Origin of the sequence: Lysinibacillus sphaericus, assembly GCF_000600105.1 — a bacterium.
GTDB lineage: Bacteria > Bacillota > Bacilli > Bacillales_A > Planococcaceae > Lysinibacillus > Lysinibacillus sphaericus.
The window spans coordinates 2,402,674-2,415,749 of sequence record NZ_CP006837.1 but is presented as its reverse complement, the minus strand read 5'-3'; the positions used below and the strand labels follow the sequence as shown (position 1 = coordinate 2,415,749).

Sequence of the window (13,076 nt, the reverse complement as noted above, 5' to 3'; positions counted from 1 at the left end):
AGAGCCAGGTTGTTTATTGGCAAGAGGATATCAAAAATAGCGAAATGAAGAAAAGTAGCACATGGTATAGTAAAGAAAAGTATCTATGGAAGGATGTTTTACGAGCAATTTAGCAAGTCCTTTTTTAAACAAAAACAAATAGCATAGGTATTTTAATAGGCTTGAATGATTATGGATAAAATAAGTTAGGTAAAAACACGCAACTTTTGTTGGGCTATTAACATCCATTGGTAGATATTAGATTACTGGTATACAATAATGAGATATTATATTTGTTTGAAATAAAACAGTTAGGGGAGAATGATGAAAAAAATATTTATTTTGTTACTAGTAGCATGTGTATTTGTGATAGTAAATCCTACAAAATCAGAAGCAAAAGTGATGTATGATGGAGCAGAAGTTGTAAAAGGGCAAACAGGAAAAATGACCTTTAAAAAAGACATAAAAGTATATAAGAAAAATCCAAATGGTACGTTTGATTCTTTATTGGTTAAGCGAAATAACTTTTTTAAAACGTATGATATTGAAAAATATGATGGCAAAACATTCTATCAAATGGGGCAATATCGGGTACAAGCAACGGATTTGGTAGTTTTCAAAGAAGTACCGATCGATATACGTTCATCATTCTATAATAATCCAGCTTATGTCATGATTAATCATCAGGGTGTGAAAACGAATGGTATGGATACTTTCATTGAATATGGCACACTTTTTAGAGTTGGAAATCGAGAAGAGGTTTGTAGACCACAAGTATCATTAGTATCTATTGACAATGGTAAATTCAATTACCATTATTGTATTGGAGACATTGAAGGTGGAGATGTAAGCAGTACAGGTATTCTCGATAGCACTGATATTCGAATTTTTGAAAAGAAAACAAGAAATAAAGGCTCGTATATATTAACAGAAGATACAGAACAATATAATGGTCCGATGATAACAAGATACTATGGTAAAGAGTTGAAGGGAACAGTCTTTTATTCACCAGGAATTGAGATCAATGGTTATTTGATGGTGGGAGATGTGAACTTTGGTTTTATTCCAGCCAATCTATTGAAGCCAGTTGAAGAATAGACTAGAAAAAAGACCACTCAATGGGAATTTACTCGAAAATAGGGATAGACAAAAAAGCATTTTCAATTGAAATTTGGGTGTAACTATCTTAATTTCAATTTGGAGGTGTTTTTTTCTAGGGAAAAAGAGTAAATTTTCCTTGAGTTAAAATAAAAACCATCGGGGTGCACTACTTTCTTAAATTGAAATTGTATCTACTGTAATAAAATGAATATTGTAATATGCTATTATAAATAGGTTAACAATGTTAATAGAGTTCTAGAATGTTCAGAAAAAACAATTGTAAGGAGTCCCATAATGAAAAAGAGAATAAACTATTTAATCTTACTTGTAACTGCCATTTTTATTGTTGGTTGTACGAACGTAGAAGATGCATCCGTTACAGTGAAAGAAACAGATTCACAAGAATTAACAACAACTACGGTAACAGAAAAAACAGCATCAGAAAATACAGCAACTCAAACAAAAGATGAACTGTTCAAAGGGTACAAACTGATTGAAGTGGATGGTGGCGATTTGTCAGGACATCGCGAACCTAACGTCGTCGTTGACATTGGCTTTGGGGACCGCCATTACTATGCATTTACGAATGAGGCAGGGCAATTGGTTCGTGTCATTGCTGACGAAATCGTTCTACAAGATGACCGTACCGAACCCGTAACATCAGCTGGCAGATACTACGCGGATGAAGCAAAAGTTCCTGGTGTAGAAAGAGCAGATTTAGATGAAGGACATATTATTGCAGATTCCCTTGGTGGGGTATCAAACGCTTATAATATTACGCCACAAAATAGCACCCTTAATCGACATGGTGATCAAGCATATATGGAAGACGCTATTCGTAAAGCTGGTGGAGCTACTAATTTCGAAGCTATTATTACATATCCTAATAAGGAAACGCAGATTCCTTCTCATTACAAGTACACTTACACTTTAAAAGGGAATAAAATTGTAGATGAGTTTGCTAACGGTAACCCTGATGAAATAAATAAATCTCTCGGATTAACTGAAAGTAAATCAACTAAATCTACTAACTCAACAAGTTCGAATAAGTCCAATGCTTCGAGTGGCACTGAAGATATTTCGAGTGTTGATACAGATGGAAATGGACAAGTGACGATTAAAGAAGCAAAAGCAGCAGGTTATAGCATGCCAATAACTCGTGAACACTGGTTGTACAAATATATGCAAGACCGTGATAACGACGGTTTGGTAGGTGAATAAGCTTCTTGAACTTGAGGATAAAAAACATGCTTGTCCTTGGACGATTTATAAAAATAGTGCTCAATAATGAGCGCTAATCAGGCTATAGACAAACTCAATGATTTTTGAGTTTGTCTAGCTGAATGTTGAAGTTGTCAAAGCGACTATGTAGGTAGTGTATGAATAGATTGAAGATGTCTGGTTCTAAAATACCTCTGTATTTTTTTAGGAACCAGACATCTTGTATTTTATATTGATTTACTTTCAGTATTAGTGTTTTCCAAAAATTGAAATATAAAAGGGTTCACTGTAACCTATTTAAATGATGTTTTTAATATCATTTTTAACAAGGTTTCTAAACGTTTTAATAGTAAATATGGTTAAGATTCTTCTCTTATTAGTAGAGCAGAGAAGGAAACCGGTAAATCGACATATACCTTTCCAACATCTGTGATTTCATAAGGTCTATAAATAAAACCACTTCTATCAACAAAAGGCAGATCAATCCCTTGACTATATACTTCGCCAGTACTAGAAGAAGAGCGACATGTGCATTTACGGTTACATGAACAGTTATTCGCACAACATCCAGGTGATTGAACTTGCAAATCTATAATGCTAATTTCAATCCCACCTCTAAGCAGCGTCCTTACTTGTAACTCAGGTTTGAACCTAACTCTATAAAAGCCTGGTTGACAATCATTTTTTTCTACTGTAAACGCATACTCTTGACTACATTCAAGTGTTGTTCCATCCAAAATAGCCCCTTCACTGCTGATTATTCCTGAAATAACATCTGTAACACCTTCTCCTGTCCCGAATCCAGGCCTACCTACTTGTACGTTTACTGGATCAGGTATTATTTCTAAAGTAGGTTCTTGATCAGGAGAGACGATGGAAAAAGGTTTAGTGAAAATAACTCTGTATGTCCCCGTATTTGGAGCGTGAGAGACAGTGAAACCGACTGATCCTGAGGGAATAGTTCCATCTCTTCTGACTATTCCAGAAATTGTACGAGGGTGCGGAAGTATCCCGTCAGAGTTGAAATCAATCCCAAAGACACTAAATGATACAGCACGTTCTATACTTTTTCCGCCTTGGCTAAGGACATAGGTAAAACCAGACGTATTAAATCCGAAAATATTTATTTCTATAGGACCTCCTCCGCCCACATTTCCGCAACATGAACATTGACAAGGCTGGCATTGGTGACAGCATTTTTTTGAACAACGGTTAGAGCAGTTAGAATGATTCTGACAATTGCAATGTTTAAGCGAGTTGTTAAAATTTTGATTGCCATTATCTTTGTTTAAATATCCCATTTTTTTACCTCCCTTCATATCAGATTCACCTGGTAAGTTAAGTTTATTTGCCAGGATACTATAGGATATGAAATAAGAAGAGTAACGTGTAGTTAGTAGTCTATTATTTGTTTAATTAGTTAGTAATGGTAGTTTTGTCTATATGCTAATCACCTGAAACAATTGAAAAATCAAAGCTAGTAAACGTTCAACTTAGTAGTTGGAGGATGTATAACTATAGAAAGACAGAAGATTGTAAAATAAATCTAAGATGAAATTTAAAGCATTTGCGGCATTTGGTTGAAAAATGGTGGGGCGAGGAGCGACAAAAGCTCGTGGACGACTTGCTGGGCGCCACGAGAAGGGGGGATTAGAAAATATTGAGATGATGAAGGCTTTAATTGAAAGAGGGATATCATTAAAAAAATGGGCTTGTCTATAAATGTTTTTTACTATTTGTATACTAAGGTAGTGAACATCCCACCTGTTCCATCCGTAAAGTTATTAGAAACATGATGTGCGATATGGCAGTGAAATGGCCATATACCTGGATTATTGGCTTTAAATATCACATCCCAAGTTTCACCAGTAGCTACTAAAATAGTGTTTTTAAATATTCTATTATTAACTATAGAGTTACCATCAGATTTTTCGATTAAAAATTGATGGCCATGAATATGCATAGGATGATGATTAATCTGTATGGCTCCTAACCTTAAACGAACAATATCACCATATTCTATTGCCATAGGTGTGGTAGATGGAAAACTCTTTCCGTTAATCGTAAACATGTTAAATTCCATCGCAAATGGATTAAGATGATATTGACCAGTTTTGACTTTTTCCCCCTTTTGCAATCCACTAAGACTCCACTCCTGCATAAGTAATAGATAGTCCTTATTCACATTTATTTCATGTGGATCCAGAATAACGAACCCCCCTAGTAATCCCAGCATATCTTGCTTTGCAACATTCACATGAGAATGATACATATGGGTTCCAGGAGGGTTATTTATGTGAAAGTGATAATCAAAATAATGCCCTGGTTCAATTCTAGGAGAAGGTTCTACCTCTGGGACACCATCCATGACGTTAGGAACGTTCAGCCCGTGCCAATGAATACTGGTAGCTTCAGGGAGTTGGTTTATTACTCTTATACTGATATAGTCCCCTGGATAAACTTGAATGGTCGGTCCTGGAATACTACCGTTGTATCCCCAACCTTTAATAAAAACACCCGGCAGTATTTCTTGATTTACAGGTTCTGCCACTAATTCGAAATATTTAATACCATTTTTCATCGTATATTCTAGAGTAGAAATATCCGGTGTTATGACCATAAAAACACCTCTTTAAATTTTTGATTTGTAAACAATAAAGAACGCTACATTATATTCAAAAATATATTGATTTAATACAACCTGTTACTCCTAAAAATACGGTAGTCAAATTTAAAGAAAAATGAAACCATTCTTTGATTTCAACAAATAAATATAATTTTACGTCACATTACTTTGTTGTAATGAAATATAAATTTATTGATTTACGATATATTTTTGTTGCAATGTAATTTGTTTTATATTACGATAAAAAACATCAAAAGGAGTGGTTGACAGATGGGGAAAACCGTATTGAAATTAACCGACGTGCAAAAAAGCATCGGCGATAAAAAAATTGTCCATGGCTTAACTTTCGAGGTAAAAGAGGGCGAGATTTATGGCTTTTTAGGACCGAATGGCAGTGGAAAAACAACGACAATCAGAATGATTACAGGGCTAATTAGTATGACGCGAGGAGATATTCAAATTTGTGGCCATAGCATTGCTACAGAGCGAGAAAAAGCGCTCATGAATATTGGTGCAATTGTAGAGAACCCTGAATTATATGGATATATGACAGGTAGACAAAACCTAATGCACTTTGCCAATATGGCGAATCATAAAGTTTCGAAGGCGCGCATTGATGAAATAGTTCAGCTCGTAGATTTAGGAGAATCTATACACGCGCTTGTGAAAAACTACTCGCTTGGTATGAAGCAGCGCTTAGGGATTGCACAAGCCTTGTTACATCAACCAAAAGTTTTAATTTTAGATGAGCCAACAAATGGCTTAGATCCTGCCGGTATTCGCAAAATTCGGGAGTATTTACGCGAGCTTGCACAGAAGGAAAAAATAGCGGTCATTGTATCAAGCCACCTATTAAGTGAGATTGAGCTAATGTGTGACCGTGTGCTCATTATTAATAAGGGCACCTTTATTAAAGAGCACAATTTACATGAAAAACAGGCGGGCGAGCATCGTGTGCAGATTAAAACGACACAAACAGAGGGCATTGATGAGCTAATAGACTGCCGCATTATAAGTGACACATCATTTGAGGTAACAGCAGATGAAGTAGAGGTTGCCGCCATTATTGCAAAGCTCGTGTCACACAATATTGCGATTTATGAGGTTATTCCCAAGCAAAAAACACTCGAAGATGAATTTTTAGAAATTACCAAGGGGGCAACTTCATGATTAATTTAATCAAAAATGAGTTAATGAAAATTTTCGTAAAAAAGAATGTGAGCGTGTTTTTAACGGTACTTCTTACGTTGCAAGTAGCGACTGCCTTTATTATTAAAAATTGGCTACCACCAGCGGAGAGGTTTTCAAGCTATGTAACATTTTCTCATTTCAACTTTACGATTACAGCGATGTTTGTCACGATATTTAGCATTTCGTTAATGGTAAAGTCGATTGCTGATGAGTTTCAGCAAGGTACGATTAAGCAATTATTAATTCGTCCAAAGACGCGGGTAGCTATTTTGCTATCCAAGTATTTTGCAATCCTGATTACCGTTGTTCTGTTTATTGTCACGGCACTACTGGTTTCGATGCTTGTAGGAGGCTTACGTTTCGGTTGGATGGCAGATGATTTTACACTTGCCATACTGCTTAAAATTATCATGTACGAGTTAGTGCCCATCGTCTTCTATATTACGTTAGCACTTATGCTTGCGAGTTTGTTTACCACAACAATACTACCTGTAACAATTACAATGCTTATATTTTTATTGCAGGGTAATATCGTTAACATTATGACAATTGTGTTGAAGAAATATTCGGATGTTGTTGTGTTTAAGCATTTAAGTTTAAGAGATTTGGATGCTAACCCGCTAATTGGAAACGGAACGAATATGCTATCAGAGCACTTAACGTTAACAACGTCCTTTCTTTATGTAGTTATACATCTGCTTGTCATGTTAGTCATAGCAAGTGTGGTGTTTAAAAAGCGCGACATACTGTAAAAGGAGTTGGCAATATGAAGAAGTTAGCAATGTGGTTAAAGTTTCTGATTATAATGGTTGCATTTTCGGGTATATTATTTTGTTTCTTAGTTGTGCCCCAAATGGCAATTAAAATTGAAGGTATGCCGATTATGCTATTTATGTGGGTAACTGCCATCCCTTTTTATCTAGCGTTATTGTTTGCTTGGAAAATTTGCTCAGGAATTACTAAAAAGCTCTTTAGTGAACAGTATGTTAAACATTTTACATACATGAGTTATTTAGCAATGAGTGAGATTGTGCTGTATGCAATTGGCATTGTTTACATCATTATTAGTGAGCAAGCTACGACAATTATCTTCTCATTTTGTTTATTATTTTTTGGAATGGCAGTAACATTAACCGTATTTTTACGTGTATTAGCGAATGTATTTCAACAGGCGATACAGCTAGAGGAAGAAGCGAAATTAACGATTTGAGGTGGGAGTTATAGCAATCATCGTCAATCTCGATGTCATGTTAGCAAAACGAAAAATGTCGGTGACAGCATTATCAGAAGCACTTGACATTACGATGGCTAATGTGTCGATTTTAAAAACGGGAAAAGCAAAAGCAGTAAAATTTTCAACGTTAAATAAAATTTGTGAAGTGTTAGATTGTCAGCCTGGTGATCTTTTAGCTTATGAAAAAGGGGAGGAATGATGTCATATGAAAAAAATAATCGTCGCATCTGTTCCACTAATACTAGGCGTAATATTGATGATTGCGTCAGCGTTCGCACCTTCCAGTGTACAGGAAGATGGCATGCTGTATGAGCCGTACTTCTTCTTAGTGCCAGTAAGTGTGCTATTCATCTTTATCGGTGTCATTGCATTGATGATTATGGCTATTACAACGATTAAGAAAAACATAAAAAACCGATAAAAGTAGAGGAGAAAGTATTTATGAAAAAAATGATTTTTGCTGTTGTACCCCTTGTGTTAGGGATTATATTATTAATCGCATCAAAGTTTGCGCCTGTCACAGTACAGGAAAATGGCATGATAGACGAGCCATACTTCTTCTTAACGCCAGTAGGTGCGTTGCTGATTTTCGTGGGTGTCGTGGCATTAATTATTACGATTATTTCAAACGCTAAAAAAGCATCACAATAAAATAAATGCTAATAGACAAGCTGATATTTCATCATGCTTGTCTATTTTTTATTCACACATAAGCTAAGTTTGTTTAACTATATAGTTTATTAGTAAAGTCACGAAGCGTTCATTTAAAAACATTCGTGACTTTTTGATGTGTGCCCAAATTTAGTTTATTGACTGTTTAAATTCAAAAAATCATCAAAAGTTTATAAGAATTATATTTTTTTACTTTAACCTTGTATCTATAATTGAAAGGGGCAACTAGAAAATGAAAAAAATTATGAAGTGGTTTTCAGTAGGTTTCTGTATGTTATTGCTTGTGCTTAGCGTCTCTGTCTTTAGCTTCCATAAGTTCAAAGAAAATAAAGAAAGTTTGTTATTAGAGAATAATACGGGCAAACTAATCGATTTTAACGGAAAGAAGATGAATGTTTATTCTGAAGGTCAGGACAATGATACATTTGTATTTATGGCTGGCTCAGCAGTAGCAGCACCGATGTATGAATTAAAAAGCTTGTATCGTCATTTTTCAAAAGAAGATAAAATTGCCGTTGTGGAAAGAGCGGGATATGGGTATAGTGATGTATTTAACGACAATCGGGATATAGATGTAATACTAGAACAAACGAGGGAGGCACTAATGAAAAGTGGGAATAAGCCCCCTTATATTTTAGTACCACACTCTATTTCAGGAATCGAAGCCATCTATTGGGCGCAGAAATATCCGAAAGAAGTAAAAGCCATTGTGGCGTTAGATATTGGTTTACCATCTCAATATATAAAACATCCCGTAGGTTTCGCAGAAAAGACTTTTATGAAAATAGGGAATGCTTTAAGTGAATTAGGATTCCAAAGAGTGTTTCCGAATTTAGCATATAACGATGCCGTCTTAGAGAAAGATTTTCTGACTTCAAAAGAAAAAGAAATATTTAAGGCGATTTCAAATAAACAGGGCATCAACAACGATATGGAACAAGAAATGCTTCATGTCGTAAATAATAGTAAAAAGTCTACCGCATTACCTATTCCCAAAACAACCCCAATTTTATTTATTGATGCTTACCTTGATAAAAATTCTAAAGCTGCTAAAGCATCACTAAAAGACTATCAGGATTTTGCAAAGCAGTTAGACGTTTCAACTGTAATTCAAATAAAAAGCAAGCACAGTATTTACTTGTACCATTCTACTGAAATCTATGAAGAAACCCAAAAATTCTTGCAGGAGATGGTTGAACAATAGTGAGGAAAGGACGAAAATGTTGTTTACAATTTTACTGGTAGAAGATGATAAAATGATTGGAAGTTTATTAGAGAATATATTACAAAAAGAAGGGTATAACGTAATCTGGTTAGAAAATGGAGCTTCATTATATACCGTTATTAAGCAAGTCGACATTGTCATTATGGATATTATGCTACCGGGGGAGGATGGGTATCAAATTTCCATGCGAATTAATCAGCTAGGGCATAATATCCCTATCATATTTTTAACTGCTAGAAGTGATATTGAGAGTAAATTAAGAGGGCTTGAAATTGGCGAAGATTATATGGTAAAGCCATTTGATCCGAGGGAATTATTAATACGAATAAAAAATAAATTAGTTGCTACTTACGGTATTCACAAACAAATACAACATTTATCAATTGATGTTACGCATATGCGTGTTGTTAATCATCAACATCATAAAGAAGTCGAATTGACAGCGATTGAAAAGAAAATATTCTTTTATCTCTACGAAAACGCAAATTTTATTTTATCTAAAGAACAATTCATGGAATACCTTTGGCCGCTAGAGGATCGCAATTTAAATTTAATTAACGTATATATCAAAAAGTTACGCAGCAAAATTGACGATCGAGATGGTGTTATTATTCAAAATGTATATGGAGAAGGGTATCGTATGAATACTCATATGAAACAATGAAACTAAAAAAGAAATATCAACTATTGCTATTGACGGTTATAGGCAGTGTTCCACTTTCTGTTGTCGTGATTAGTGTTATCGTAACGATCATTTACAATCATTTTTCAAATGATGCACAAACCCAGTTTTATGAGTCAAAAGCTTATCCAATTATGCTAGGATTATTTATCGTCAGTTTCTTTGCTTTGGCTATTCTATTCTCTAAATCCATTAATACATTGATTAAACGGATCAATGTATTAAACAAAACAATTATGGAGTTGGCAAGTGACGACAAGAAGAGGCTTCAAAAGATTCCTTACGCTAGAAATGATGAATTAGGGGATTTAACCAATGCAGTAAACCTCCTTATTGACCGGACAATATCAAAGGAAATTGAAATACAGCAACAGGAGCGAATGAAACAAGAACTTTTAACTCAGTTGCGCCATGATATTAATACGCCTTTAACAGCGATGCGCTTACAACTGTACACAATCGAACATGATTTTTCACAACAGCAGGATATTTTCAATTCTTTAAACGAACAAATAAACTATATTTCAAAGTTATCCAATGAATATGACTTTGAACGCTTATCTCGTGTTGATAATTCGTATGTAATTTTGGAAAAAGTAGATGTTCCAAAACTTCTAAATACAATTATTTTAAAGTGGAATTTTTTATTTAAAGTCAACCAAATCTCTATTGTGTTAAACAATTGCGCAACTAACTGCCAATGGCGCAGTAATGAAATTTGGTTGCACCGATTATTTGATAATATCTTCCAAAATATAGTGCGTCATGCAGCGTGTGATACATTGGAAATCACTTTGGAAACAAACGCAATTAACTTTAAGGATAATGGGATTGGGTTTAATGTGGACGAAAAGGGCACTGGTTTACGTATCATCGAAGATATTTGTCGAGTTCTTGAACTACAGAGTACAATCCAATCCAATGAAAAAGGTACTCAAGTGACCATAAGTTATTCGCAATATTAATACTTTTGGTAAAAACAACACCTCAAAATTAAAAGCTTTCCAAAATCGTATTAAACAGCTTATTACGTTCAACATGTATAACTGCTGTCACCCATATACAACAATCGGAAGCTATTCATACAAGAATTGTGCCTTCTTTTGCTAAAGGTCATATTATAGAATAATAATTTATTAAGCTTCTTTTGACCTAAAAGACGCTTTGAGAATTTTAGGTTGCAACAGTAACGCACTTGCATTAACACAAGGTTGCTTGTTATCTTTGTTTACGCTACATTGCAGTGAAATCCATTTATATAAAGGGGTGTAAAGGTGGACCTATTACTCTGGATAACGATTGCTTTCATCATAATTGGAATTGTTGTTCTCACTTCTATGAAAAAAGAAATGGAAAGTAAGGTCGAGTATATAAAAGCAAATATGGACGACGCAGAAAATTCATCAAAAGCTAAATCTGTAATTTGGTGGATATGGAGCACTGCTACTTGGGGGATAGTGAGTATATTTCTTATTGTTTGGTGTTTTCATAATCGCTTCGGATAATTGTTGGCTTCAAATGTGCTAAAAAACAGGTACTTATGTAAACACTGAATAAGTATTACTGAAATGTCTATTTTTGAATAATATCGTACCTAATATTTATTATCTGCATCGAAATGAAGGTCAATCTGCCACAATCGGACACGATTCTGTAATTAAAAAAGGAACTATCCTTGTAGTTTTTCAACGCTATCTATTCAGGATAAATTAATAAGAGAGATATAAAGTTTAAGTCCTATAAAGCTAGTCTATTATAGTTATTCATAATTTTCGCTATACAATTAATTAAGGAGTGGAATGATGTTTTTCTTAACACGTGAACGACAGGAAGTATTCAACGCAGCACAGACATATCCATTTGAGGAAGAGATCGATGCTGAATTTGAAAATCATTTGTATGAGCATTTAAGCGAGTATGTAGGGATCTTACCAAAAAAGTTTCAGCAGGAAATTATTGAACGAACTTTATTTCGAAAGGATACGCTAATGGAAGAATTTGAAGAATGGTGCAATGTGACAATTGAGCAGTTCACAGCTAAGAGCCATGCTATTTATGAAAAGCGTGAAGCACTTGTTGAACATTTTAATCCGTCCGCACAAACCGTTTTTTCACAGTCATTTCATGATGGTAAAATTTTGAATGCTGAGCAACAAGGTACTAATTTTACACTTCTCCTAGATATGAGTGGCGGGTTTACAGTCGAATCAATTGTACAGTTAGAGTTTCAAAATGCACAAACAGAAGGTCAACTTGAAGGATATTACGTATATGACGAATTAATAAAACAGGAGGATAGATTTGCATTACGAGTGTTGTCTAGTTTTGGTAGCCCTTATGCTGAATGGACAATTTTCTTTAAAGATGTGACAGCAAACTACTTGTATCGTCCTGCAGTTTATATTGAACCAGGAGAAATCGCTACATGGGATGATTATGTGCTGGCGCTAAATGCAGATGACAAATACTATATTGTAAAAGATATGCACTTTGTAGAAATTGATTTAGCTAATCTTTCGCAAAAAGATAATGCGATTTATGCTGAAGGGGTATTACTAGGGCATACCTTTGAGGAAGCAAGAGAGCGAATTTATTGTGCTACTTACGAAAATCCGTATGCTCATTTTAGTGAGCCTATTCCGACTGATGAGTTGTCATTGGCTATGTTTGATTTAGACCAAAATATACGCGTTCGTGCTTTCAACACAATTTATGCACTAGGAGAGGATGCTGCAAATATCGTTAATGATACGCTACGTAAAGTCGATGTAAATACAGATGAAAATATGTATTTTGGCATTATAGCAAGTCATTTCGATCAACTCGGTTGTTTAGAGGATGATGTAAAACTGAAATGGCTTAAGGAATAACAAGAGTAAAGTTTATGGAACGATGGCGTAATCATCTTTGAACGAATTTATAGGCTATATATAAACCCACCTTAAAGTTGTTTCAACATATTATCAATATGTATTATAGGGAAATACCCTAGGATGATTTAAGAGATTTGTTAAAAGTGGATTGTTTTATGAAGTTTATAAAAAGATATAAATCACAGTGTGCAAAATATATGAAGACATAATACCAGCGTAGCAACATCTAGTACGGTAAGAGGTTCGGGTCAAAATGATATTGATCGTAAAAG

General features: G+C 34.7%; 15 protein-coding genes. 13 read left to right on the top strand and 2 right to left on the bottom strand.

All coding sequences use genetic code 11. The annotated features are described in order from the left end of the window. Window positions 1–300 precede the first annotated feature (300 nt). Window positions 301–1,077 (top strand): hypothetical protein, encoded by a 777-nt coding sequence (locus T479_RS11220; RefSeq protein WP_137036975.1) that lies wholly within the window; start codon window positions 301–303, stop codon window positions 1,075–1,077. 297 nt (window positions 1,078–1,374) lie between these two features. Beyond that, window positions 1,375–2,301 (top strand): DNA/RNA non-specific endonuclease, encoded by a 927-nt coding sequence (locus tag T479_RS11215; protein ID WP_024364138.1) that lies wholly within the window; start codon window positions 1,375–1,377, stop codon window positions 2,299–2,301. A 359-nt stretch (window positions 2,302–2,660) separates the two neighbouring features. On the opposite strand, the gene T479_RS11210 is transcribed toward T479_RS11215, so the two are convergent. Further along, entirely contained in the window at window positions 2,661–3,602 is a 942-nt protein-coding gene (locus tag T479_RS11210) for a hypothetical protein (RefSeq protein ID WP_137034889.1), read from the bottom strand. 431 nt (window positions 3,603–4,033) lie between these two features. Beyond that, a complete protein-coding gene (locus T479_RS11205) occupies window positions 4,034–4,921 on the bottom strand; it encodes a multicopper oxidase family protein (RefSeq protein ID WP_024364140.1) in 888 nt (295 codons plus the stop codon). Between the two features lie 276 nt (window positions 4,922–5,197). Between T479_RS11205 and T479_RS11200 the strand changes: the two genes are divergently transcribed. The 11 genes from T479_RS11200 to T479_RS11150 all read left to right on the top strand — a co-directional run bounded on the left by T479_RS11200 (window position 5,198) and on the right by T479_RS11150 (window position 12,801). After that, entirely contained in the window at window positions 5,198–6,097 is a 900-nt protein-coding gene (locus T479_RS11200) for an ABC transporter ATP-binding protein (protein WP_025219588.1), read from the top strand. Next, complete coding sequence (locus tag T479_RS11195) at window positions 6,094–6,870, top strand: ABC transporter permease (RefSeq protein WP_025219587.1); 777 nt, start codon at window positions 6,094–6,096, stop codon at window positions 6,868–6,870. The genes T479_RS11200 and T479_RS11195 overlap by 4 nt, the downstream gene beginning before the upstream one ends. 14 nt (window positions 6,871–6,884) lie before the next feature. Continuing rightward, window positions 6,885–7,328 (top strand): DUF2975 domain-containing protein, encoded by a 444-nt coding sequence (locus tag T479_RS11190; protein ID WP_024364143.1) that lies wholly within the window; start codon window positions 6,885–6,887, stop codon window positions 7,326–7,328. Window positions 7,329–7,338: 10 nt separating this feature from the next. After that, a complete protein-coding gene (locus T479_RS11185) occupies window positions 7,339–7,551 on the top strand; it encodes a helix-turn-helix domain-containing protein (RefSeq protein WP_024364144.1) in 213 nt (70 codons plus the stop codon). 6 nt (window positions 7,552–7,557) lie between these two features. Further along, window positions 7,558–7,773, top strand: a complete 216-nt coding sequence (locus T479_RS11180; protein WP_025219586.1) for a DUF3955 domain-containing protein — start codon at window positions 7,558–7,560, stop codon at window positions 7,771–7,773. Window positions 7,774–7,793: 20 nt separating this feature from the next. After that, on the top strand, window positions 7,794–8,003 hold the full coding sequence (locus T479_RS11175; protein WP_024364146.1) for a DUF3955 domain-containing protein: 210 nt from the start codon (window positions 7,794–7,796) through the stop codon (window positions 8,001–8,003). Window positions 8,004–8,256: 253 nt separating this feature from the next. Then, window positions 8,257–9,228: an alpha/beta fold hydrolase gene (locus T479_RS11170; protein ID WP_024364147.1), complete on the top strand. Its 972-nt coding sequence runs from the start codon at window positions 8,257–8,259 to the stop codon at window positions 9,226–9,228. A 16-nt stretch (window positions 9,229–9,244) separates the two neighbouring features. Beyond that, window positions 9,245–9,913, top strand: coding sequence for a response regulator transcription factor (locus T479_RS11165; protein ID WP_024364148.1), 669 nt, complete (start codon window positions 9,245–9,247; stop codon window positions 9,911–9,913). Next, a complete protein-coding gene (locus tag T479_RS11160; protein WP_025219585.1) occupies window positions 9,910–10,896 on the top strand; it encodes a sensor histidine kinase in 987 nt (328 codons plus the stop codon). Before T479_RS11165 ends, T479_RS11160 begins: the two co-directional genes overlap by 4 nt. Before the next feature lie 309 nt (window positions 10,897–11,205). Further along, window positions 11,206–11,436, top strand: a complete 231-nt coding sequence (locus tag T479_RS24065; protein WP_025219584.1) for a hypothetical protein — start codon at window positions 11,206–11,208, stop codon at window positions 11,434–11,436. 297 nt (window positions 11,437–11,733) lie between these two features. Further along, on the top strand, window positions 11,734–12,801 hold the full coding sequence (locus T479_RS11150; protein ID WP_025219583.1) for a DUF4085 family protein: 1,068 nt from the start codon (window positions 11,734–11,736) through the stop codon (window positions 12,799–12,801). Window positions 12,802–13,076: the final 275 nt, after the last annotated feature.